This window comes from Planctomycetaceae bacterium (assembly GCA_041398785.1).
In the GTDB taxonomy this organism is placed as follows: Bacteria; Planctomycetota; Planctomycetia; order Planctomycetales; family Planctomycetaceae; genus JAWKUA01.
The window spans coordinates 152,266-176,985 of the sequence record JAWKUA010000009.1; the positions used below are offsets into that span (position 1 = coordinate 152,266).

A 24,720-nucleotide genomic window follows, 5' to 3' on the forward strand; every position below is an offset into this window, starting at 1 on the left:
GGGAATATGCGGGTCCTGCACACCCCCTCAATCCATCGCCTGCGTTACGGACAACGTAGTGCCGGTTTCCAGCGGTCCCCGATGCACGAATCATCCCGGGTGACCACGTGTCCCAAGTCCCTTCTGAGGAGCATTGTCGAATGATTCCCGCACGATTTCGTGACCTGTTGTTTCGCAAGAGTGTTTCCAGTCGTCCCGCGCGCCGTCGCCGCTCGCGGCGAAGCAGTCTGTGTGTTGAATCACTGGAAAGAAGATCGCTGCTGACCACGTTCACGGTCACCAGCCTTGCGGATTCCGGCGCCGGCACGCTGCGGCAGGCGATCGATGATGCCAATAACAATGACAATGGCTTTGAATATGATGAGATCGCCTTTGACCTGCCTTCCGGGAGCACAATCTCGCTGACGTCGGGTGACATCGCCATTACAGAGACGGTCGCCATTCTGGGGCCGGGAGAAACCGAACTGACGATCGACGCGGGCGGAAACTCGCGAGTTTTCGATATCATCGAACAGCCGGAAACGTTTCTGGGAGTCGACATTTTCGGTGTCACTCTGACGGGCGGTTCTGAAGTTGATGGCGGTGCAATTCGCAACATCTTCGGCAGCGTCTACATCGCCGAAAGCACGCTGACCGGCAATTCGGCGTCGCGCGGCGGAGCCATCTACACTGAAGGTGATTCGCTTGGCTATGGCGGACCGCTGGCATCGCTGTATCTGGACGACGTGGAAATTTCCGGCAACTCGGCCGACGACGGCGGTGGCATTTACAACAACCTGGACCACGTTGAGCTGTACAACGGTTCGGTTGTGTCCGGCAATTCCGCCACCAACGACGGCGGAGGCATCTACACGCTGGGACAGGGCGGCGGCGTTGTTCTGGGCACGCTGTTTGTCTACGAAGGCAGCCAGGTCAGTAACAATGTGGCCGGCAATAACGGAGGCGGAATCTACAACGAAAACGATCACGTCGAATTGTGGGACGGCAGCCTGATCAGCGGCAATGTGGCCGGCAACGCGGGTGGCGGTGTCTACACTTTCGCGGACGGCTTTAACGGGCCCGGCGAAACACTGTACGTCAGTGACAGCCAGATTACCGGCAACACGGCGGTTCACGGAGGCGGCATCTACAACAGCGGCGACTATGTTTCGCTGTTCCGCAGTTCTGTCGACGGTAATCAGGCCACCGGTACGGACGGCACCGGGTCAGCCGACGGACTCGGCGGCGGCATCTACAGCGAGAGCAACGAACTCGGCTATGGCAGCGTCGATCTGTACCAGTCGACTGTCGCCAACAACGTCGCTCAGGCGGGAACCGGTGTCACGGGAGCACCCGGTGTCGGTCAGGGTGGCGGAGTCTACGCCGGCTCCGGGGCTCTCTACACGTACCAGTCAACGCTCAGCGGTAATCAGGCTCTGCGGCGAGCCGACGGGCAGGGTGAAGGCGAGGGCGGCGGGCTGTGGAGTTCCGCTGACTATATGTCCGCGGAGAACTCGACGTTCTCCGGCAACTCGGCCGAGGACGCCGGTGGCGGCATCTATACGGGAACGGCGGTCGAGGCTTCTTATTGGCTGTCTTTCGTGACGATCACGAACAACACCGCAGCGGACGGCGGCGGCATCTTCCATGACGAGTCTGCCACCCTGACCATCGATGGCTCAATCGTCGCGGGAAATTCATCGAACGACATCACAGGAGCGTTCAGTGGAACGTCCAACCTGATCGGCGTTGATCCGCTGCTGGGGCCGCTGCAGGACAATTTCGGCCCGACGCAAACTCACGCACTGCTGCCCGGCAGTCCGGCCATCGATGCCAGTACGCTGAGTCGGTTTGAAGATCAGCGCGACCTGCGCGTCTTTGGAACGTCGGACATCGGTGCGTTCGAAGTCGTGCTGGACTTTGGTGATGCTCCGGCATCCTTCCCGGTGACTTTGGCCGATGACGGTGCCCGCCACGAAGTCAGCGGCCTGTACCTTGGCAGCTCCGTCGACAGTGAAGCAGACGGCCAGGTTTCCAATGCCGGCTTTGCAAACGCAGACGACGACAATGGTTTCCCGGATGATGAAGACGGCGTTACCTTTGTTGCCGCAGTCGGGGGTTTCAGCGGGCGAGTTGAAGTGGTTGCGTCCGGCAATGGATTCCTCAGCGGTTGGATTGACGCGGACGGCAACGGCGTCTGGGATGCAACTGAACAGGTCATCAACGATGTCGCCGTTGCGGCCGGTGTGAACATCATTGACTTCAATCTGCCAGGCCCGCCGATTCTGGAAGGGATCAGCGCGATCGCCAGGTTCCGGCTCAGTTCCACCGGCGGTCTGGCTCCGACGGGCGCCGCAACCGACGGCGAAGTCGAAGACTATTCCCTGCAGATCGACCCCATTGTGTTGCCTGACGGCACAACCGGCGGTTACACATTCACAACGGTGACGCCGCCGCGCGTGCGACGCTGGTACGACCCGGAAGTAGCGGTCGGCTACGACTACGAAGTCAATCCGGGTGGTGACAACTTCACGTCGGTGGAGTTTGTTTCCGGATTCGGTGATGACCTTTACACAGTCGAGTTTGTCGACGGTACCGGCACGGCACAGGTTGTTGTCGTCGGGCCGTTTGATCCGTTTGACTTCGAAACGGAGGGCAATTCTCCCGGCGGCGTCAGCTTCTTCCGGGTCACCGGCATTGAACCCGAAGCGGGGCTCGATCCGGATGACCCCGCCGCGTTCCCGACCGGCCTGGCCTTCGGCGATGCCGACAACAATGGTGAGGCTGTCGTTGACTTCACAATGACGCCGCTGGCGACACCGGTGGCCGTCGACGACGCATACGAAGTTGACGAAGACAACGTGCTAAACACCAACATTTCGGAATCCAGCGTTCTGGACAACGACACCGACCGTAACGAAGACGAACTGACGGCGTCGGTTGTGTCAGGTCCCAGCCACGGCACTCTGGAATTCAACGACAACGGCACGTTCGTCTACACGCCGGACGAAAACTTCAACGGCACCGATTCATTCACGTACGTTGCCAATGACGGGCTTGGAGATTCTGATCCTGCAGCGGTCACAATCACCGTGCATCCCGTCAATGACGTTCCGGTGGCGGCTCCGGACGATGCGACAACCGACGAAGATACGTCTGTCGTCATCGACGTGCTCGCCAACGACTTCGACGTGGACGGCGACGATCTGACCGTTGATCCGCAGGAAGGTCCTTCCAACGGGACGATTGTTATCAACGAAGACGGAACGATCACGTACACGCCCGATGAAAACTTCAACGGCGAAGATTCGTTTACCTATCTGATCGGCGACGGTCAGGCTGTGTCGGAAGTTGTCACGGTCACAATCACGGTAAATCCGGTCAACGATGCTCCGGTTGCCGGTGATGACGAATCGGAAACGGATGAAGATACGTCGGTCGTCATCGACCTGCTGGCCAATGACAACGATGTCGACGGCGATGAACTGACGGTCGGCATCACGGGCGGTCCCGTCAACGGAACGCTGACCGAAAATGAAGACGGCACATTCACCTACACGCCGGCAGAAAACTACTTCGGGACGGACACCATCACATACACGGTGACCGACGGAGAACTGCTGTCAAACGAAGCGACCGTGACGATCACTGTCAACCCGGTCAACGATGCGCCGGAAGCATTCGACGACGCCGCTGAGACCGAGGAAGACGCACCCGTCAACATCGACGTCAATGACAACGATCTGGATGTGGAAAACGACATCCTGTCACCGGTCATCGTGACTCAGCCGGCCAATGGCTCGGTCGTCGTCGAAGAGGACGGTACGCTGACTTACACGCCGAATCCCGATTTCAACGGGACCGACACGTTCACCTATGCAGCCAGCGACGGCGAACTGGAATCCGAACCTGCCACCGTCGCAGTCACCGTGAATTCGGTCAACGACGCACCGGTTGCCGAATCGGATACCGCGGAGACCGATGAAAATACGCCTGTGGACATCGCTGTCCTGGGTAACGATTCTGATGTCGACGGCGACGATCTGACTCCGTCGGTCGTGACAGCCCCGGCCAACGGTACGGCAACGGTCAACGAAGACGGTTCGATCACGTACACGCCGAACGAAGGCTTCACCGGAACGGACACGTTCACCTACGTCGCCAGTGACGGCACAGACGATTCGAATGAAGCAACCGTCACGATCACCGTCAACGCCGTGAATAACACGCCGCCGGAAGCAGCCGATGACGAAGCGGACGTCGAAGAAGGCAGTTCTGTTGTCATCGGCGTGCTGGTCAATGACTTCGATGCCGACGGCGACAATTTGACGCCGGTCATTGTGACGGGGCCCGCAAATGGTACGGCGACCGTCAATGAAGACGGTTCGATCACGTACACGCCGAACGAAGGATTCACCGGAACCGACACGTTCACCTACGTGGCCAATGACGGCACGGCCGATTCGAACGAAGCGACCGTCACAATCACGGTCAGCGCCGCGCCGGGAGGTCCGACGGTCGAGGAAATTCCTGACCCGCTGGATCCTTCGCGCAACGCACTGCTGGTCACCGGCACGTCCGAGAACGACGTGATCTTCTTCCAGCGGCGGCGAGGTGGTGCGATTCGAGTGATCGTCAACGGCGAGAACCTCGGGACGTTCAACAACATCGATGTTGTGATCGCGGAGGGCCTTGGCGGCAACGACCGCATCATTGTCGACGATTCGCTGATCGTGGACGCTCGCCTGTACGGCAACGAGGGTAATGACCGGCTGTACGCAGGACTCGCCGGCATCAATATCCTTGACGGCGGACCGGGCAACGACCGACTTTACGCCAGCCCGTTCGGCAGCACCGTCATGGTCGGCGGCGAAGGCAACGATGAACTGAACGGAGGCTTCCTGTCTCGCGACATTCTGATCGGCGGAACCGGCGTCGATCGCCTGTACGGCGGACTGCTGAGCGAAAGCATTCTGATCGGAGGCACCACAACGTACGACGACGATGCGGTCGCTCTGTCGGCCATCCAGGCCGAATGGGCCTTCGGCGGGCGGTTCAGCAGTCGCATCCGTAACCTGACGAACGGCGGCGGTCTGAATGGCGACAACATCCTTGCCATCGGTGACACGGTGCATGAGGACGATGCCCGCGATCAACTGTTCGGTGGTCTGCTAAGCGACTGGTTCTTCGATCTGGACCGAGATCGACTGCGAAACGTCTGGTTCAATGACTACGTGTCTCGCTGACCGGCCACCGAATTCGGTGATCGGCTGACGCCCGAATTCCAGTAGATGAATGAAGCCCGGCTTCCACGTGAAGTCGGGCTTTCTGTTTGCTGATTGCCACGAGACGATGATTGCGTCCTGGTTTAGAACGTTTGCACAGCCGTCTCGATCGTGGACCGTGGATCGTGGATGCCGGAAGTACTCGCTCGATCGTCCTGCGCCGCGTCAGAAACGCCAGCCGGTCGAACTACCGCAGTCCTGCTTCGGACATCAGTCGTGCGGTCGATTCATACGCTTCACGAACCCAGGCTTCGATATTGTCGGGATCGGGGCTGTATTCGAGTTCAATCGAAACCGTGCCATCGTCGATTTCCAGCGCTGCGATCTGGTTCAGGTACGGTGGAAAGTCGACAACACCGCGTCCCGGCGGCAGGTCGCCGTGTACCTTTCCATCGCAGTCCGAAATGTGAACGTGGATGGCGCGGTTCTTCAGGCGGCTGACTTCGCCGGCCGGCACCCGGGCCAGCAGCAGGTGCGACACGTCGATGTTCGCGCGAAAGGCTGGGTGATCCACGTCGTCGATGAACCGCACCATGCTGCTGACATCGTTGACCAGCGAAAGACGGAAGGGTTCCAGCTCCAGAGCGATCTGCAGTCCCAGGCCATCGGCGTATTCCGCCAGGATCCGGCAGTTGCGGACAGCGGTGTCCCATTGTTCTGCGGGAGGAATGACTTCCTGCTGCCAGATGTATTCGCCAAGCACCAGCAGCAGATTGCGGGCCTCATATTCGTAACACAGATCCAGAAACGCCCTGCAGCGATCGAGATGAAATCGCTGCACACTGGGATTGAAATCCACCAGTCCCGTGGCGACACAACAGATCGAAATGATCGGCAGTTCGGCCCTGCGACACTCGTCGCGGATCAGCCTGCGTTCGCGGGCGTCGATGTCCAGAGGGTCCGTGAAGATGTCGATGCAGTCGAAGCCGATTTCCCTGGTCTTGTGAATACCCCACGCGGTGTCTCGCCCGGCCTGTGCCCACGCACTGTTGATCAGTCCGAGTTTCATGATTGCCTTTCTGCGTCGGGAGTGTGACCGCAATCCACCGTTCCGCAGCGCAAAACGCCGCAGCTTTATTGGTGGGTTGACGCTGTTCAATTCCGCTGCCGCATGACGGACGTCAGCGACGGACCGTGATCCGGCTAAACTTCGACGATCGTCTCCGAGCGAGCGGATTCTGCCAGCCTGTCGCAGACGAGCTGTGTTTTTCTCGAGAGCGACAGCCAGCGGTGATCGACGTCACCTCGCTGAACCAGGTCACAGAACCCGTCGATCATACACTGTTCCAGCGGCTTGTGATCCACAATGTGCTGGGAAGAGATACCGTCGGTGTCATGCACCCAGAACCGCGGAGGTCTGCCTTCCCAGGGGCGAGTGAAATCGTCGCAAACCAGAGCCTGTTTCGAACCGGCGATTTCAATCCAGCGGCGCCGGACGGCGTCGAACCCCGATTCAACTCCGGCCACCAGACCGTTGTCAAACCACAGCATTCCGTTCATGCGCACGTCGACATCGTTGTGCCATCTGGCCGTCGCAAAAACACGCGTCGGCATCCGGTTGAGAAACAGCAGAGTCGCGCCCACGCAGTACCAGCCCAGATCCATCAGCGAACCGCCGCCGGTCGAACGCTGCATCCGGATGTCGTCCATCGGCCACTCATCCCAGCGAAACGTGAATGCCGAGGTGACCTGACGGATCTCTCCCAGCAGCCCGTCCGCCACAATTCGCCGCATCGCCGCCGCGCGGGGAGTGTGGTACCACATGACTCCGTCCAGCAGCACCACGCCATACTGACGGCACGCGGACACCATTTCGTCAACTTCGGCCACATTCATGGCCAGCGGCTTTTCGGACAGCACATGTTTGCCGGCTTCGGCTGCTCTGATCGTCCATTCGCGGTGCAGGGAAGGCGGCAGCGGAAGATAGACAGCATCGACATCGGGACTGTCCAGCGCCGCCTGATAGCTGCCAAACGACGCCGGGATCCCGAGTTCACGGGCGAAGGCCGATGCCTTATCAGCACAGCGGCTGGCAACGGCAACCAGCTTCGCGCCGTCGGATTGCTGAATATGGGGAGCCACCCTGCGAGCGATCCGGGCGGTTCCCAGAATGGCAAATCGAATGCGGTCGGGCATGAATCCGTCGGTCGTCTGCGTGAACCGGACAGCGAATGTTTCTTGTGCCCGATGATTCTACGCGACCGGGAAACATCACACCACAAGCGCGGCGGAGCGACAGGCCACCGTCGTCAGCGGCTCTTCGTGTCCGCTCCGTCGATCGCGGCCGCACGAACACTTTCGCGGTCAGTCAGCTTAAGGACCAACTGCTGCCGCTGACCTCCCCGGAAGACTTCGATCTTTACGCTTCTGCCGATCTCCGCCAGGCTGACCAGGTTGATAAGGTGGTTTTCGTCTGCGACAGGAATGCCGTTGAACGAGACGATCACGTCGTCCGGCCGCATGCCGGCGATCGCCGCGGGAGTGGGAGTCGCACTTCGGTAGACGCGAGTCACGCGGGCACCGTAGGCCCGGTCCAGGCCCAGCCGGCGAGCCGCGGAAAGGTCAAAGTCACTGTCGAGTTCCACGCCCAGGTATGCTCGCTGAACCCGGCCGTACGAGACCAGTTGTTCAAAGACGTGGCGTACCAGATTGCAGGGAATGCTGAAGCCGATGCCCTCATTGCCGCCGCTGTTGGAAGCGATGGCTGTGTTAATGCCCACCACTCGTCCGTGCATGTCGATCAGCGGACCGCCGCTGTTGCCGGGATTGATGGCAGCATCCGTCTGGATGAAGTCCTGATTGATGACCGTGTGATCTTCCGTCAGAGAAAGATCGCGGCGGCTTTTGGCGCTGACGATGCCCATTGTCACAGACTGACTCAGGCCGAACGGACTTCCGATGGCAAGCACGTAGTGACCAATCGCGACGGAATCACTGTCGCCCCAGACACCGGTCTGCGTGCCGTAGTCCTGAATCTGCAGGATCGCGATGTCGCTTTCTTCGTCGCGATAGATTCGCAGTGGGTTGAGTTCCAGACCGTCGGCGGTCTGCAGTTCGATGTCCTGCAGTTCGGCTCCGCGAATAACGTGGTTGTTGGTAATGACGAATAACCCGTTCACGCGGCTGCTTCGCATGGCCACGCCGGAACCGGTTTCTTCAACTTTGCGTCCGTCCTTTTCGCGGCGAACGGCCTGGATATGGACCGCCGTCGGCATAACGGCCTGCGAAATGCGGGCAATATGCTCACCGCTGCTCATCAGCGCCTGAGAACCCGCGGAGGCCATGTCGGTCCCGCGTTCCGGTGAGACGGCCTGAGCTTTGGAATTCAGGCGGATTGAATCGAGATGCCCTCCCACTGCCAGACCAATGGCCAGCATGGATGTGGAAAGCAGAATTGTTCCTGATCGTCGCGCCATCAACGTACTCTCCGGGGAAAGTCACACTTCCTGTGGCACGGCTCCGTCCGCATCTTTCTGGTCTGAACCCCGCGTTGCCGACAGCAGACAACTGACGCCGTTGCAGCGTCGGCTGGCCGCCGGAGCGGGAGTGGCACTCGCTTCCGTCGCGATCACCCTTTAATCCGGGAACGATCCACCGACGAAATGTCGTCAGGAACTGTTCCCGACTGTCATCGGGCGTTCATTTGCCGCATGGCAAACTGAATCCGGCTGAATTTGCCGTTGCCGGGAACATCGTGTGCGGAGTGGCGCAACAACGCGATTCGGCGGCATGTGCCGAAGCGTCGGCAGAACTGGCGCGATTGACAGCAGTCAGACGACCGGTGGTGGCGGTACGGGATTTCCCCGGTCGGTGCCGGAAATTGCCGGTGACATCTGCGGCAACTGTTTGGACTGTACCGGCAAAACACTTACGCCGCGGAATGCGGCTGCCAGACGAAAATCTCGCCCTTGCCGGGCACCGACAGATCGCCCGACCACCGCTGATAGGTTCCTTCCGAATCCCGGTACGGCAGTGAAACACCGAATTGCCGCAGGTGCCGTGAATACACGTTCAAAAACGTCGGATTGCCGTGCGACGATCGCGCGAACGTCGGCATCAGTTGCAGCGGTTTCAGCGAAATAATCGTTCCGCGGTTCATCCATGCTCCCGTGCGAATTTCGGCCCCGCTGAGAAGCACGATCGTTCCGCCCTTCATCTGCAGGCCGGCGAAATCTCTCACGATTCCCCCGAAAACGATCGTTCCGCGGCGCATTCTCATGCCGACTTCAAGTCCGGCGGTGCCATCGACAATGATCGTGCCGTTCTTCATGCCGGCCAGACTGCCGCGATAAGCAGCACCCACCTGACCGCCGGCATTGCCGTGAACATGTATCAGGCCGTTCTTCATTTCAGCGCCCAGCCAGTCGGACGCGTTGCCGTGGACTTCGATTCGGCCGCCCGTCATTCGGGCTCCCAGATGCATGCCCGCGTTGCCGTGAACCGTGATGCTGCCGCGCGACATGGACCGGCCGATCCAGCGCACACGATGCAGGTCACCGTGAAGTTCCAGTTGGTCGCTGCGTTCGCCGCTGACGTCAAAGAACTCGCTGAGCGGGACCTGTCGCTTGCCGTGGTACAGGGTTAAGTCCTGAATTTCTCTGCAGGACAATTCGGCAAAAGCATCCGGCGAGATTGCTTCCGCCTCCAGAGGCACCGACGGCGGCTGTTTGAGAGTCAGCGTGATTGTCATGAATACGATCGTCTTACTGCTGTGACGCAACTGCGAAAGTTTGCCGATCGTCGCAGAATCGCGAATCCAACACGGCCTGTCGACTGTGCGAATTCGGTCCGCGGCCGGTACGGTCCGTCAGCCGTCGCCCATGCGTTCGAACACGGCCTTGATCAGCAGCGGCAGAATCACGGTGGCATCGGCGTAGACTTCGGCAAACCGGCCTCCGTCGGCCGGGCTGAAGAATTTTCCCCAACTGACTCCTTCAGAATACGTGCACCCCGACAGTCCTCCCCAATGAACCGGTTCCGGGCAGATTCGCACGCCGTATTTGAACCGCGGCGGAGTCATCGCAGTGCCGGTGCGGCAGTTGGTGATGTCGATGAACGGTCCGACCTGCTGAGCCCAGTTGCGGGGCACTCCGCCGCCGATTGTGAAGATCCCGATGTTTTCGTAGCCGGTAATGCGTTTTGCGTAGTCGTACAGATCCAGGAAGGGATTGAACTGCGGAATCTGAGTCAGCACATCCGCCGGAGCCAGCGCCGCTCGCTGCTCAGCGCTGAGCTTTGAAATCGAGTCCAGAATCGCGGTGGTTGCGAAATCCAGCCCCAGTTCACTGTCCGTAAACGCCGGCACGAATACCGGGACATCGTGTTCATACGCACTGCGCAGGATTCCGGGGCCGACGTTCATTTCGCTCAGCCGCTGACCCACAGCGCGCGAAAACCGGGCGGACGACCAGATGCCATCCGCCGGCGGATCCTTTTCCAGAACATCGGCCACCAGCGCCGACAGGTCATTCAGGTTGGATTCCATTTCCAGAGTGTCGTAGATCCGGTTGTATCCCTTCTCAAACAGAACCGAGTCAGACTGATTGGGGTCGTGGCGGTAGTGAGTCAGGCCGATGGATTCCGTCAGACCGTGGGCCATGAGTGCTCCCGTCGCAACAACCGTCTGCACGCAGCCTCGGTCAATCAGATCGCAGATGATTTTGCCCTGCTTGGCAACAGTCATCGCTCCGGAGATCGTCATCACGACGCCGCAGTTCGGGTCGCTGAACATGCCGGTCAGTATTCGTGTCGCTTCGCCTGCTGACCTGCCGCTGAATGCGGTGTTCGACATCGCGTCCAGCAGTTCAGAAAACGTCGAGATGTTGTCAAGGTCGAGGCTGACCAGCGGCCGCAATCCGTCCCTGCGGCCGTCGTGAAGCTCACGTTCCTGCATGATGAGTCCTGATCGGGGATGCCGGAATGGGGGCCGGACGAGCGGCGCGATTTCATCGTCACTCGCTGCGGCATGACGACTCCTGACTGCGGCCCAGCGCGGCACTGCAGTTCGGACCTGAAGGAGTCTAACCAAACCGATGAGCGAAACGAGCGTCCGCGACTTCTGGATCGGCGGCGCGGCGATTCCTGTGACCGGTCCCGCCAGCCGGGAATCTCCCGTGATCGTCGTCCGCCGCGCGAGCGCATTGCGAGCGGTGCGGCGGCAACTCTTCCTGACTCATCACCTCCGGCGGCAGGTCAATGCTCGCAACCAGCCGCAGCTGCTGCGACGAGGGACTGGCTCGCCGCGATAGTCGCCTGTGACGCCGTGACGGCAGGCGGGCTATGCGGGCGCGCGGGAACGGTCGCCGAAAGCGCCTGCACCAACAGTGAGGTCAGTTTCGAAGCCTGTGACGCAGATACGCCGTCCCATGCCGAAGTCAGCTCACCGGCATCGCAATCAGCACCGGATGCCGCCTGAACCAGCAGCTCCACGGGGACGTGAAACACGGGCGATTCCGTATCCGGCAGCCCGCGACGAATGCCCGAAACACCGGAATCGGACAGCAGCAGGCTGAACTGTCCACCTCCGGGCCCGAACGCGTCGACGCCGACTTCCACAGCATCCGGCTGACTGTCATCCGCAGCGGGAACGCCGGCCAAAACGTCGCAGGCCCAGGCTGCGGGAGCGTCGTACTGCGGACGGTTCTTGCCCCAGCGATCCTGTGTGCCGTAATCGATGTAGCGGTAGATCACGGTCCGATCGATCCGCGGACAGATGATGTCCCCGGCAAAGCGTTTCGTGTTGGTCATGTCGAACACGTTGTCGCTGGTTTCGTACGGCTGATACGTTCCCATGTTTTCGGAATAGAGCCGTTCGAACAGCCATTGATCTTCGTCTTCGTCTCTTGCCACCTGCGAGACACCTTCCACCGGAGGTCCGCACAGGACGGCTCCGGTGGAATTGTAGTAGTCGCCCGTGTATCGAATGACTTCGCCGGATGTCAGAGGAACATCGGGAGCCATCTGGTAGGTGCCGCCCCGTGCTTCGGGAGTTTCGAACAGGCGCACCATGACCGCCGACACCCATTCAACCGGAATCACGTTGCGCCGTTCCTCACCTGTCATCCAGAATCTGATCGGCGTGTGCCGTACACCGTTTTCGTCCGGCGGAACAGCGGGAACCATCAATGCCGCCAAGCGCAGGTAAAGGTAGATGCCGTGGTAGGTGTTCGTATAGCCGGTGACGGAATCGCCGGCAATCACGGCCGGGCGGTACACAGTGACGTGATCGGCGAAATCGATCTCACGAACAGCCTTTTCCGCGAGAAACTTGCTGTGTTCGTAGTCGTTGCGAAATTCCTGGCCGACGTCCAGTGCATCTTCCATCGCGACGGTGGTCTGAGTGCCGGCGACGTAGGCGGTTGACACATAGTGGATATCACGAATGTCCAGTTCGCGGCACAGTTCGATCATATTTTGCGTGCCGCCGAGATTGGTCCGCCACGGCTCACCCGATCGATCTTCGCCGTAGAATTCCAGAATCGCCGCGCTGTGAATGATCGTGTCGACGTGGTCCCGCACCCAGTCCCGATCTTCTTCACTGAATCCGAACCCGGGATCGGAAATATCGCCGGCCAGCACCACGGGCCGCGGCAAACGGCTGCCCAGTTCGTCTTCCCAGTGCTGAAGAATGATTTCCATTCGTTCCGCGGGCGTTTGTTTCTTTGACGGGCGAACGACAACGGCCAGCTTATGTCCGTTCAACAACAAATCGCGGACCAGATAGCGTCCGACCAGTCCCGTAGCACCCGTCAGTAGTGTGTACATCATTTATCCTGTTGAAGGAACGAACTCCTGCTCTCAACCGCAACCGGCACGGACGATCGTAGCCCAAACCGATTCAATCGCTGGCAAGCCGGCAGAGTCGTTTCATGAAAAACCGGCGGCGAGCACCGCAGTTTTGCCGCGCCTCTGCCCTATTCAAAAGGAAAAATCTGCGGCGACGTCCGGAAGGATCGCCATGCCGATCGTCTTCCGATAGCCTTTTCGGAACCGGGATAGTCGAACCAGCATTTCCGGCAACACAAAGATTCCGCAGAAATCGAGCAAGCACAATAGGCTACACAAGCTCAGGTCACAATCAACCGCAGAGCACGTATCCTGCTTCCATATCTCACTTTCGGATCACGCACCGAAGATCGCAATGGCTGTTTCTTTGCTCACCCTGTGACGACAATGGTCGTGGTTTCCCGGAAGTTCTCTGCCGCGGTATATCGTGCCGCACCTCGGGCGAGCTGAGCGATTTCCGGCTTGTCGGCACGCATGGCGAATCCGCAATCATCCCGCGAATTGACGCAAACTCAATTCCAGTTTTGGAAATCCACAGCTAGAAACACGGGAATTGTGATGCCTGAATCGTTCCGGCGGGAAGCCGGGAGGTTCGGGAAGGACGCGACGATGGCGGCAGGCGCGCCGCGTCCAGGAAACTCCGAAAAGCGCACCTGACTTCGGCCGGACCACGCAGTGGCGGGCATCACTGAAGACATTCCTGCGCCGGCACCGTCGTTCGAGGTTCTCATGAGTATGAAAGACCGTTGATGCCGACTACTCATACAACCGACATGATCGTTGTCGCGGCCTACCTGCTGGTGGTGACACTGATCGGCTGTCTGATGACGCGCAAAACCCGCTCGGCCCGCGAATTCATGTCGGCAGGCGGATCGCTGCCGGGCTGGGTTGTCGGACTTTCCATTGTCGGCACTTTCGTCAGCAGCATCAGCTTCGTGGCGAACCCCGGAAAGAGTTACTCCGGGAACTGGAATCCGTTCGTGTTCTCTCTGTCGCTGCCGTACGCGGCCTGGATCGCGACGGTTTTCTTTGTGCCGTTCTTTCGCAATTGCGGAAGCATGTCCGCCTACGAACACCTGGAACACCGGTTCGGTCCCTGGGCCAGGCTGTACGCCGCGCTGTTCAATGTGATGTACCACGTCGGCCGCATCGGAACGATCCTGTACCTGGTTTCTCTGGCGGTGTCGAAGTTACTGGAACTGCCGGTTCCTGCGATCATCGTCGGCCTGGGTGTACTGGTCGTCGTTTACACACTGATGGGCGGCATCGAAGCGGTGATCTGGACCGATGTTGTGCAAAGCGTCGTCCTGGTGGGCGGCATGATAGTCTGCGCTGTATTGCTGGTCATGAAGGTTCCGGAAGGCTTCTTCGGCATCGTCCGCGCGGCTTCGTCGATGGCGGACAACAGGCTGTCACTGGGTTCGCTGGAAGTCAGTTCCAGAAGTTTCACAGGCGGAACATTCTGGACGACGCTGGTCTTCGGGCTGTTTATTAACGTTCAGAACTTCGCCGCCGACCAGACCTATGTGCAGCGCTACTTCACCGCGAATTCCGAGACCGCCGCGAAACGCAGCGTGTGGATGGGAGCGGTCGCGTATCTGCCGATTTCCGCCGTGCTGTTCTTCCTGGGAACCGGACTCTTCATCTTCTACCAGACAACGGGAACGCTGCCGGAAGGAACAAAGCCCGACGGAGTCCTGCCGTGGTTCATCATGCACGAACTTCCCGACGGCGTCTCCGGACTGCTGATCGCCGCAATTCTGGCGGCTGCGATGAGCACTGTGGACTCGTCTCTGAACAGTTCGGCAACGCTGCTGCTGTGCGATGTCAGGAACCGCTTCCTGCGGCGATCATCGGAAACAGAGTCGTCGTCCGCAGCGCAGGATCGATCGGAACTGAGATTTCTGCGGCTTTCCACGCTGGGTCTGGGCGTCGCCGGAGTGCTGGCGGCGCTGGCCATGATCGATGTCGAAACGATGCTGGAAGTCTGGTGGACAATTTCCGGGGTTCTCAGCGGAGGCACATTGGGGTTGATCCTGCTGGCACGGTTTACGTCCGTTCGCGGAACCGCGGCGACGCTGCCGGCTACAATTGCAGGCGTTGCCGGGATGGCGGCTGTCACGCTCGCGCATCAGGACAACGCTCCCGGATTTCTGTTGCCGATTAAGGAATACCTGTCACCTCTGATGGCGATCGTCGTCGGAACAATGCTGGTTGTGATCGTCGCAGTCGTATTGTCACCGTTTACAAGTCGCGGCGGAAACGGAGTTGATGATTCCGTTCGCGGTCGTGTTTGAGAGATCGTGATGATTCGATCGACGCGAGCCAGCCACGACGTGACCGCGCGTGGCACGACCAAATGGTCCGGCGTCCGGTTCACGTCGATCAAAGCGTGACCGCTGTCCGTGCCGCAAGTCAAATATCGATGCCGATCTGGACGCTTCAAAACCTGACCCTGCACGGTACTGACCGGCCGCGCCTTTACGACGTGTCTGTGCGGATCAACGAAGGCGTGACCGCGCTGGTGGGCTATTCGGGGGCCGGCAAGAGTTCTCTGCTGAGCATTCTGGCGGGAATGGAGCGGCCCGACGCCGGAACGATCGAAACCGGAGATCGCACCGCGACCGGCGAACAGCGTTCCGCCGAAACATTTCCGCCCGATTCCCCAAACGCGGAGCCACCGGAGCACGCGCTGCCGCTGTTCTGGGCTCCGGAAACAGGTGGGCTCTGGCCACACTTGACCGCGCGGCAGCATCTGGAAGCGGTCCATCCCGCGTCACCCGGCGCCGAACCGGGTTCCGATCGCGGGCAAAGTCTCGTCGCTGTCGCGGATTCCATAGACAATCTACTGGCGGAATTCGATCTCACCGACAGACAGCAGGCATTTCCGGAACAGTTGTCGCAGGGTGAACAGTCGCGACTGTCGATCGTCCGGGCGCTGGCTGCCAGGGCGGCGGTCCTGTTGTTTGACGAACCGCTGGCCCATGTCGATCCGGCAGGGCGGCCAAAGTACTGGGACGCGATTCGCCGTCATCTCACTGAGAGCCGAATGTCACTTGTGTTTGCAACTCACGAACCGGACACCGTCCTGCGTGAAGCGAGGGAAGTGATTTGTCTGAACGAAGGGCAGGTTGTGTATCAGGGTTCCGTCGCGCAGCTCTACGATTCGCCGCCGAACGAAAATGCCGCGTCGTTTCTGGGGCCGGTCAACTGGTTTGAAGCAGGTGAGTCTTCCGTGTGGCTCAATCAGCGCGAACAAAGAAGTCTTCGGCCGGAACGAATTGCACTTGTGAACGACGACTGCTCGCCGATCGAGGTTGTTGCAAGTCACTTCTGCGGCGCCTGCGCGGAGACGCAACTTCGTCATCCGGAACAGGGAGATCGGACTGTGTTTCATCGACCGGCAAGTGCCGACCTGCAGGCCGGCCGGCACGTGCGGATTGAATTGCGCGGGGAATGACGCGATGAGTAAATCTCAGCCCGGACAGACACCGCATCGTCGCGCATTCGACGAATCCGCGCGGGAAGGCAGCGCCCCGACAGTTCGCCCCGAAGCCGCGTCCCGGATCCACGCGCGAGCACAGGTCAGGAGCAGGTTTGCGCGAAGCTGTGGACGCGCCGCTGTGCTGGCTGTGCTGGTGGCGGCGATCGGGTGCGATTCGGCGACCGATCCCGCCTTTCCGGTCTCCCGCTTTGCAGGCTGGAAGCTGCCGGCGGACGGAAGCCGCATTCCGGCCCCGCGAGCCCTGTATTCCGACGAAAACGACACCGTTTATGCACTGGACGATGCCGGACGCGTGCTGGTGTATTCCGCTCAGGGTCAGGTCATGCAGACGTGGCACATGCCGGACTACGAAATCGGTCGGCCGGAAGGCATCATCAAACTTCTGGACGGCCGCATCGCCGTAGCCGACACACACTACGATCGAGTTGTCTTCTTTCATCCCGATGGTGAAGTCGAATCGATACTCGGCGAACACGGCACGGAGCCCGGTCAGTTCGTGTATCCCGTCGCGGTGGCTCAGGACCCGCAGGGATTCCTGTACGTCGGGGAGTACGGTGACAAACAGCGGATTCAGAAGTTTCGCCCGGACGGATCATTCGTAACGCAGTTCGGCGAACACGGCACCGAACCCGGACAGTTTCAGCGTCCCAGCGGAATTGTGTGGAGCGACGGGACGATCTACGCTGTGGACGCGTTCAACAATCGCGTGCAGGCGTTCAGCGACGACGGAAAGTTTCTGCGGGTCATCGATTTGCCAGACAATTCCGCTCATTTTGAATATCCCTACGATATTCGAGCCACCGGGGACGGGCGGCTGTACGTCATTGAAAACAAGGGCAGTCGATTGACGGTACTGACCAGAGACGGCGAAATGGTGGGACGCTTCGGTCGGCCGAGTCGCGGCGATGACGGCTTTCTGGGACCCTGGAGCCTGACCGTGCTGACCGACGGAAGAATTCTTGTCGCCGATACGGGCAACCATCGGATTGTGGAGCTGACACCGTGAACCGACTTCGGCAAACGCTGCGAAGAATCTTCCCGCCACCGCGGCGTCCGCTGACCTGGAAGTCGGGCATTCCGCTGGCCGTGTTTCTGGTCCTGTTCGCCTCAACCTGCCTGACGCTGTACTTCCGGAACCGAATTGATTTCGTCCGGCCCTGGATGTTTCTTCTGCTGCTGGTCACGCCGTGGATCTGGTGGATGCAGGCAGCAGGCTATTCCGGTCTGCCGCGGTTTCGAGGCGGGCTGGCATCGTTTATCCGACTGTTGATTGCCGGCCTGCTGATCGTCGTCCTTGCCGAACCTAGAGCCGTCCGGACCAGCGACGTGGTTTCGGTTGTGTATGACGTGGATGTGTCCGATTCGGTCAACGAAGCGAAGGATCAGGCGTTGTCCATCGTGGCCGGTTCTGCTGCGGAGCGTCCTCCGAAAGACGAAGCCGGCCTGGTCGTTTTCGGCCGCAATGCCGCCGTCGAATATCCGCCGCGCGAAACGTTTCCGTTCGAGAAATTTATCAATTCGCAGGTCGGCCAGGACGCCACCAATCTGGAACAGTCGCTGGCGCTAAGTTCCGCCATGCTGCCCGAAGAACATACCGGTCGCGTCGTACTAATCAGCGATGGCACCGAGACCGTCGGGCAACTCAAGGATGTCATTGACGACCTGCAGTCACGCAACATCGAAGTGGATGTTGTCCCCATCGAATACGAATTCGACCGCGAAGTCCTGCTGGAACGACTCGACCTGCCGAGGTTCGTGCGGCTGGGCGAAACCTACGACACATCCGTTGTGCTGACGTCGCTGAAACCGGGTTCCGGAACGCTGGTCCTGGAACAGAACGACAAAGTCATCGAACGGATGCCGGTCGAGTTCCAGGCAGGCAAGAACCGCTTTTCCGTTCCGATCCTGGTGGCGGCGCCGGGCTATTACGAGTACCGGGCTCGCATTGAAGTGCCGACCACGGAAGACACTCGCGTCGAGAACAACGAGGTTCAGAACTATCTGTTTATCGAAGGGCCCGGCCGAGTCCTGGTGGTCACCGATCCTCAGGATGATCCGCAGGAATGGCAGTACTTTGTTCAGGCGCTGCAACAGGGCGAACGCGAAGTGGAAGTGAAGACGGCGATCGAGTTCCCGCTGGATCCGCTGTCGCTGATGCCCTACGACGCGATCGTGTTCTGCGACGTGCCGGCCGATACACTGTCGTCGACGCAGATTCAGGCGGTTCACGACGCCGTGCGAAACCTGGGAATCGGATTTCTGATGCTGGGAGGGCCGAACAGCTTCGGACCGGGCGGTTACCAGAATTCGCCCATTGAAGACGCGCTGCCGATTTCGATGGAAATCAGCAAGAAGAAGATCCTTCCCAAAGGCGCGCTGGTCATCATTTTGCACACATGCGAGTTTCCTCAGGGCAATAGCTGGGCCAAGCGAATTACCAAGGAAGCCATCCGCGTTCTTAACGCCGAAGACGAAGTGGGTGCGATCGGCTACGGGAATTCCGGCGAATACTGGATCTTCGAACTGACTCCCGCCAGTGACTACAACAGCCTGGTCACGAAGATCAATGCCGCCCAGATTGGCGACATGCCGAGCTTCGACACGACGATGGAACTCGGTCTGGTGGGGCTGCAAAAGAGCGACGCGGCAACGCGGCACATGATTATCATTTCCGACGGCGATCCTCCCATGCCCCCACCGGCCGTCGTTCAAAAGTTCCGCGATACAGAAACGACGATTTCCACTGTCGCCATCTTTCCCCACGGCCCGCGCGATGCTCAGACGCTGAACGCGATCGCCAGCGCCACGGGAGGCCGATTCTATTATCCGCCGGATCCGGCGCAGTTGCCGTCAATCTTTATCAAGGAAGCCAAGACACTGCGCCGCAGCCAGGTGCAGAAGCGGACATTTACGCCGATTCGCGTCAACGATGACCCGATCATCCGCGGCATTACCGCGACACCACCGCTGCACGGCTATGTGCTGACGTCCGAAAAGGAAGACCCGCGAGCCACCATTCTGCTGGCCGCTCCGCCGAAGGAAGGCGACGCCGTTGCCGACGACAGCGACGTCGATCCGATCCTGGCTGTCTGGCGATATGGCCTGGGAGCCACCGCGGCGTTCACATCGGACATGACCAACGACTGGGGTCGCGACTGGCTGGGCTGGGATCAGTTCCAGCAGATGGTGACTCAACTAATGACGCGTATCAGTCGCGTTCGACGCGAACAGTTTCTGCGAGTCTACACATACACCAACGGCAACGAAGGAGTCATCGTCGTCGAAGATTTCCACCCGGAAGAATCACTGCTGGATGTCACCGTCACCGTCACCGGCCCGGACAATTTCAATGTCTCGAAACCCGTCCGCCAGATTGCTCCCCGACGTTACCAGGTCAGTGTGCCGCTGCACGGGCAGGGGCGTTATCAGGTCCAGGTGGCAGCCGTCGGCGCCGATCGCCGGGAAACCGCATACGGCGGTTTCATCGTTTCGTACTCGCCGGAGTACCTGCGGTTTCGGGCGAACCCGATTGTGCTGCGAGACATCGCAACTCGCACCGGCGGGCGAGAGCTGGAAGCCGACGCTAACGGTGAGGAACTTGCCAAACAGATTTATGGTGACCGGAAACCCAAACGCAGTTCGACTTCCATCTTTGACTGGTTCCTGATGACACTGGCCTGCCTGGTCCCGCTGGATGTGGCCGTGCGACGTGTCCAGGTCGACGTCGGCTGGGTGAAACATCTGTTCCGCAAGGGGAAAAAGGAGTCGACCGAAACAATGGGAGCCCTGCTGCAGCGAACAGAGTCCGTGCGGTCAACGCTCGTCGGACAAAAGGACTCCGATCGTCCCCGGCCGGCAATCTCAGAGCGCCCCGTCGTCCCGCGCCCGGTGCTGCCGAAACCGGTGCAGAAAACAGAAGGGCAGCAGTCATCGAAGCCTCAGGCATCGGAAGCCCCGTCCACTCCCGCGAGCGACGACGGCAGCACGACGTCTCGATTGCTGGCCATGAAGAAGAAGCGTGCGGAGGAAGATAAGGAAGGCTAGAAAATCGTTCCACGGCGCTGCCGCGGAACGCACACTCTGACGCCTCCGCCTCGCGCGCCGAGTGCGATTCAGGTCCCTGAACCCGGAAAACTCTGTCGTATCAACACCTCACGAAAGCCCAACCGTTCATGTCAGCCGCAGCGACCGCCTCGACTGCCGAACTGCAATCGGAAGCCGATCAGTTCCGCCGTGAATTCGAATCCATCCGAAACGCCGTCGGCCAGGTCATCGTCGGCCAGCAGAACGTCGTCGAAGCCACGCTGACGGCAATTCTCTGCGGCGGCAACGTCCTGCTGGAAGGCGTCCCCGGCCTGGGAAAAACGGAACTCGTCAAGGCACTGTCGCAGGTCCTGCATCTGCACTTCAGCCGAATTCAGTTTACTCCCGACCTGATGCCGGCCGACGTCATCGGCACCAACGTGATGACCGCCGACGAAGGCGGAAATTACCGTTTCGAATTTCGCAGAGGACCGATTTTCACTCAGTTGCTGCTGGCCGACGAAATCAATCGGGCCACCCCGAAGACTCAGTCCGCGCTGCTGGAGACCATGCAGGAAGGCACCGTCACAACAGGCGGCAGCACCTATCACATGGAACAGCCGTTCTTTGTGCTGGCGACGCAGAACCCCATCGAACAGGAAGGCACTTTTCCTCTGCCGGAAGCACAGCTTGACCGCTTCATGTTCAAGGTCGTCGTCGATTTCCTGTCACTTGAAGACCTGAACGAAGTCGTTTCGCGGACGATCCTCAGAAAGAAAGTTGAAGTCTCCACGGTCATCGACGGACCCCGGATTCTGCATCTGCGGCAGGTATTGGATCGCGTCGTCGTCAGCGACCCGATGCGAGACTACGCCTGCCGGCTGGTGCTTTCGACTCACCCGAATTCGGACTTCGCTCCGGAACGAGTCAGGCAGTTCCTGCGCTGGGGAGCCAGCCCGCGGGCCGCACAGGCGCTGATCCGCGCGGCTCGCGTCAGGGCGCTCGGCCAGGGGCGGCCGCACGTCGCGTTCGAAGACATCCGGCACTTCGCGTCGGAAGTGCTGCAGCACCGGGCATTACTGAACTATGACGGCCAGGCCGAAAACGTCTCCGTCGCCGACCTGATCGCGGACTGTGTGAAAAACGTGCCGACGGAGGCCTGAACAGACAACCCTCGGTCACAGGCTCCAGCCTGGGACCGCATGTCCTCGAAGCTCTGCTTCGCCGGGTGCCGGTTCGTTATCGAATCTGAAAGTCGAGGGGAAGCAGAGCTTCCCGGATAGAGGTTCCCAGGCCGGAACCCGGGAACCAGAGGCCAGTGTGACCACAACCACGAAATCACAGCTCACAAGCCTGTTCGACAATACGATCCTGAATCGTGTTGAACGAATGAGGCTGAAACCCCGGCGACGGCTGACAAATCGCAGCCGCGGTGAGCATCTGTCGGGCAAGGGCGGCAGCAGCACGGACTTCGCCGACTATCGCGACTACGCGGTCGGCGACGACATGCGCTACGTCGACTGGAACATCTTCGCACGGCTGCATCGCCCGTACATCAAGCAGTTTCAGCACGAAGAAGAACTGCACATCGTGCTGCTGATAGATGCCTCCACATCGATGCTGTTCGACCACAAGCTGCTGCGAGCCCGGCAGCTTGCGGCATCGTTCGGCATCATGGGGCTGCTGGGGATTGAACGAGTCAGCGCCTACGCGATCCATCAGAAGGAAGGTCAACCGTGGCGGCTGCCGCCGGGCACCGGACGAACCCGCATCCGGCAGTTGCTGAGCTTCCTGGAACAGATTGAAGGCGGCGGCAACATTCCCGTCGAACAGGCGATCGACACGATGCTGAAGTTTCACCGCGGACGAGGCGTCGCCATCATTGTCAGCGACTTCCTGACGTTTTCCGATCTGACGCGGTCACTGAATATGCTGTACAGCACGGGACTGGAAGTCTGGGGACTGCAGATTCTGGGCGAATCGGAAATCAGTCCCAGCGTCGAAGGAGACCTGCGTTTCGTCGACAGCGAAACCGGTGACACGCTGGACGTCACCAACGCCGGCGAACTGCTGAGCCTGTATCAAAACCACCGCGAATGGCTGAAGGATTACCTGAATCAGCAGTGCCGTCGTCGCAACGGACGATTTCATTCGATCAGCTCGAATACGCCGCTGGAACTGATCCTGTTTGACCAGCTCGCTCGGCAGGGATGGGTGCAGCGATGAGTTGGCCGGTCTTCACCTTCCCGTTTGGCGCGTGGTTTTTCCTGGCGCTGATTCCGCTGGTGATTTTGTACTTTCTGAAGCTGAAACGGCCCCGGCTGGAGATTCCTTCACTGGCGCTGTGGCAGTCGGTGATCAATGACCAGCGGGTGAATTCGCCGTTTCAGAAATTCCGCCGCAATCTGCTGTTGTTGCTGCAGATGCTGCTGTTGTGCCTGCTGATTCTGGCGCTGATGCAGCCGTTTTTGAGTGCCGGGCCGGAATCGGCCGAGTACCTGCCGATTCTGATCGACTGTTCGGCCAGCATGGCGGCAACCCGGGAAGGCGGCGACGAAACGCGGCTGGATCTGATCAAACAGCAGGTCCAGGAACAGATCGATTCGCTGCGCAGCGATCAGCGGATGGCGCTGTTTTCGTTTTCCACGTCAGGTCGGCGTCTGACGGAATTCACGAACGACCGCCGCCAGTTGACGAAGGCTCTGCAGCAACTGACGCCGTCTCATCTGCCGGCCAAGCTGGATGACGTGCTGCGGATGGCGGCGGCCTACACTCGCACGTTTCCCATCGACACAGTCACCGTAATGACCGACGGCAATCTGAACGATCAGGTGGATTTTGAACTGCCGTTCAAGCTGGATGTCCGCAAGGTGGAACCCGGCGGACCGAACATCGGAATCACAGAACTGAACGCTCGTCGCAGCGGACCGGAAGACTGGGACGTGTTCGTGCGGGTTTCCGGTTCGACCGTCGATGTGCAGACCGGTGAATTGAGGCTGTTCCGGAACGGTGAGCTGTACGCGTCTGACACCGTGGAAGTGGCGTCGGACGAATCGCAGCGGTTCATTTTTCCGATCACGTCCGCGGAATCCGTGCTGCTGGAAGCTCGCGTTGTGCCGGCCGGATTCGACGCGCTGTCGCTCGACGACAGCGTGTGGCTGAACCTTCCCGAAGCGCGGCCACTGAAAGTCTGGGCGTCAGACGAACTGTTTTCGTGGAAACACGCGCTGAACGTGCTGCCCCGGCTGGAACTCGATGAGACCACCGATAACAAACCGTCGGCCGCCGATTACGATCTGCTGGTGTCCGACACCGCACAGATCGGCGATGTCCAGGCGCCGGTGAAGATTTTCATCGGTGTCGTCCCGGCGGACGTTGCGGATCTGGTGACGGTCGCCGATGAACAGGCCAGTGTCGTCGACTGGAACCGCACGGCTCCGCTGCTGCGCCATGTCCTGCTGTCCGATGTGCAGATCGGCCAGCGCCCGAATTACTCAGAAGGAATCAGTGAAGGCGATCTGGAAGAACGCGGTTACGAAGTTCTGATCGCCGGCAGTACCGGTCCGCTGCTGCTGCAGAAACGTCTGGGCCTGGAAGTCGAATACTGGTTCCTGTTCCACACCGACCGGTCGACACTGCCGTATCGTGTCGGCTTTCCCATTCTGGTCAGCAACAGCGTGGAGACAGCGCTGCGTCAGGCTTCGCTGTCGGAAGTCAACGCCGCTCCGACGGGAGTCCTGCCGGCGCTGAATCTGGAGTCGGACCGAAGCTATACCGTGAAGGCTCCCGATGGTGAGATCACAACGATCACGTCAACCGCCAGCGGACTGCTGACCGGAGCGCCCGCGGGAATCGTCGGGCGATACGACGTGCTGGACGGCGATCAGATCGTCGCATCAGTCGGCACCGGGTTGCTGAGTTCCGTGGAAACCTCGCTTGAATCCCTCGAGGAACTGCGGTTCACGGAACTGGATATCTCCACGACAGAATCAGACACGCTGCAGGCCGATCGGCCGCTGTGGTGGGTGCTGGCTCTGCTGGCGTTCGGCGTTCTTCTGGTGGAATGGTGGTACTTCCAGCGAGCACGTGGAGCAACCGCATGAACCGCAGCGAAAACACAAATCGGATAACGAGCAACCGGTA

The 24,720-nt window shown here is 59.9% G+C and carries 14 protein-coding genes; 8 read left to right on the forward strand and 6 right to left on the reverse strand.

Features of this window, described 5'->3' with window-relative positions; translation table 11 throughout:
* Window positions 1–140 precede the first annotated feature (140 nt).
* Window positions 141–5,225: an Ig-like domain-containing protein gene (locus tag R3C19_12620; protein ID MEZ6061200.1), complete on the forward strand. Its 5,085-nt coding sequence runs from the start codon at window positions 141–143 to the stop codon at window positions 5,223–5,225.
* 226 nt (window positions 5,226–5,451) lie between these two features.
* On the opposite strand, the gene R3C19_12625 is transcribed toward R3C19_12620, so the two are convergent.
* The 6 genes from R3C19_12625 to R3C19_12650 form a co-directional block, all read right to left on the reverse strand.
* A complete protein-coding gene (locus R3C19_12625; protein ID MEZ6061201.1) occupies window positions 5,452–6,273 on the reverse strand; it encodes a sugar phosphate isomerase/epimerase family protein in 822 nt (273 codons plus the stop codon).
* Window positions 6,274–6,407: 134 nt separating this feature from the next.
* Entirely contained in the window at window positions 6,408–7,400 is a 993-nt protein-coding gene (locus R3C19_12630; GenBank protein MEZ6061202.1) for a Gfo/Idh/MocA family oxidoreductase, read from the reverse strand.
* 113 nt (window positions 7,401–7,513) lie between these two features.
* Window positions 7,514–8,680: a trypsin-like peptidase domain-containing protein gene (locus R3C19_12635; GenBank protein MEZ6061203.1), complete on the reverse strand. Its 1,167-nt coding sequence runs from the start codon at window positions 8,678–8,680 to the stop codon at window positions 7,514–7,516.
* A gap of 452 nt (window positions 8,681–9,132) precedes the next feature.
* Entirely contained in the window at window positions 9,133–9,954 is an 822-nt protein-coding gene (locus R3C19_12640; GenBank protein ID MEZ6061204.1) for a formylmethanofuran dehydrogenase subunit C, read from the reverse strand.
* A 117-nt stretch (window positions 9,955–10,071) separates the two neighbouring features.
* Entirely contained in the window at window positions 10,072–11,157 is a 1,086-nt protein-coding gene (locus R3C19_12645) for a deoxyhypusine synthase family protein (protein ID MEZ6061205.1), read from the reverse strand.
* A 299-nt stretch (window positions 11,158–11,456) separates the two neighbouring features.
* The gene (locus tag R3C19_12650) at window positions 11,457–13,031 is read right to left on the reverse strand and encodes an SDR family oxidoreductase (protein ID MEZ6061206.1); all 1,575 of its coding nucleotides are present in this window, start codon (window positions 13,029–13,031) and stop codon (window positions 11,457–11,459) included.
* Window positions 13,032–13,798: 767 nt separating this feature from the next.
* On the opposite strand from R3C19_12650, the gene R3C19_12655 reads away from it, so the two are divergent.
* From R3C19_12655 to R3C19_12685, 7 genes are all read left to right on the forward strand, one after another.
* Entirely contained in the window at window positions 13,799–15,346 is a 1,548-nt protein-coding gene (locus R3C19_12655) for a sodium:solute symporter (protein ID MEZ6061207.1), read from the forward strand.
* A gap of 128 nt (window positions 15,347–15,474) precedes the next feature.
* Window positions 15,475–16,509, forward strand: a complete 1,035-nt coding sequence (locus R3C19_12660; GenBank protein MEZ6061208.1) for an ATP-binding cassette domain-containing protein — start codon at window positions 15,475–15,477, stop codon at window positions 16,507–16,509.
* A 4-nt stretch (window positions 16,510–16,513) separates the two neighbouring features.
* A complete protein-coding gene (locus R3C19_12665) occupies window positions 16,514–17,560 on the forward strand; it encodes a hypothetical protein (GenBank protein MEZ6061209.1) in 1,047 nt (348 codons plus the stop codon).
* On the forward strand, window positions 17,557–20,598 hold the full coding sequence (locus tag R3C19_12670; GenBank protein MEZ6061210.1) for a VWA domain-containing protein: 3,042 nt from the start codon (window positions 17,557–17,559) through the stop codon (window positions 20,596–20,598). Before R3C19_12665 ends, R3C19_12670 begins: the two co-directional genes overlap by 4 nt.
* Window positions 20,599–20,726: 128 nt before the next feature.
* On the forward strand, window positions 20,727–21,740 hold the full coding sequence (locus R3C19_12675) for a MoxR family ATPase (protein MEZ6061211.1): 1,014 nt from the start codon (window positions 20,727–20,729) through the stop codon (window positions 21,738–21,740).
* A gap of 157 nt (window positions 21,741–21,897) precedes the next feature.
* A complete protein-coding gene (locus tag R3C19_12680) occupies window positions 21,898–22,803 on the forward strand; it encodes a DUF58 domain-containing protein (GenBank protein MEZ6061212.1) in 906 nt (301 codons plus the stop codon).
* Window positions 22,800–24,680 (forward strand): BatA and WFA domain-containing protein, encoded by a 1,881-nt coding sequence (locus R3C19_12685; GenBank protein ID MEZ6061213.1) that lies wholly within the window; start codon window positions 22,800–22,802, stop codon window positions 24,678–24,680. The genes R3C19_12680 and R3C19_12685 overlap by 4 nt, the downstream gene beginning before the upstream one ends.
* Window positions 24,681–24,720: the final 40 nt, after the last annotated feature.

Excerpts from the sequence above, each read along its gene's own strand:
- R3C19_12620 (MEZ6061200.1), top strand. The coding sequence starts at position 141 with ATGATTCCCGCACGATTTCGTGACCTGTTGTTTCGCAAGAGTGTTTCC.
- R3C19_12640 (MEZ6061204.1), bottom strand. The coding sequence starts at position 9,954 with ATGACAATCACGCTGACTCTCAAACAGCCGCCGTCGGTGCCTCTGGAG.
- R3C19_12650 (MEZ6061206.1), bottom strand. The coding sequence starts at position 13,031 with ATGATGTACACACTACTGACGGGTGCTACGGGACTGGTCGGACGCTAT.
- R3C19_12645 (MEZ6061205.1), bottom strand. The coding sequence starts at position 11,157 with ATGCAGGAACGTGAGCTTCACGACGGCCGCAGGGACGGATTGCGGCCG.
- R3C19_12675 (MEZ6061211.1), top strand. The coding sequence starts at position 20,727 with ATGTCAGCCGCAGCGACCGCCTCGACTGCCGAACTGCAATCGGAAGCC.
- R3C19_12625 (MEZ6061201.1), bottom strand. The coding sequence starts at position 6,273 with ATGAAACTCGGACTGATCAACAGTGCGTGGGCACAGGCCGGGCGAGAC.
- R3C19_12655 (MEZ6061207.1), top strand. The coding sequence starts at position 13,799 with ATGCCGACTACTCATACAACCGACATGATCGTTGTCGCGGCCTACCTG.
- R3C19_12685 (MEZ6061213.1), top strand. The coding sequence starts at position 22,800 with ATGAGTTGGCCGGTCTTCACCTTCCCGTTTGGCGCGTGGTTTTTCCTG.
- R3C19_12660 (MEZ6061208.1), top strand. The coding sequence starts at position 15,475 with ATGCCGATCTGGACGCTTCAAAACCTGACCCTGCACGGTACTGACCGG.
- R3C19_12635 (MEZ6061203.1), bottom strand. The coding sequence starts at position 8,680 with ATGGCGCGACGATCAGGAACAATTCTGCTTTCCACATCCATGCTGGCC.
- R3C19_12630 (MEZ6061202.1), bottom strand. The coding sequence starts at position 7,400 with ATGCCCGACCGCATTCGATTTGCCATTCTGGGAACCGCCCGGATCGCT.
- R3C19_12665 (MEZ6061209.1), top strand. The coding sequence starts at position 16,514 with ATGAGTAAATCTCAGCCCGGACAGACACCGCATCGTCGCGCATTCGAC.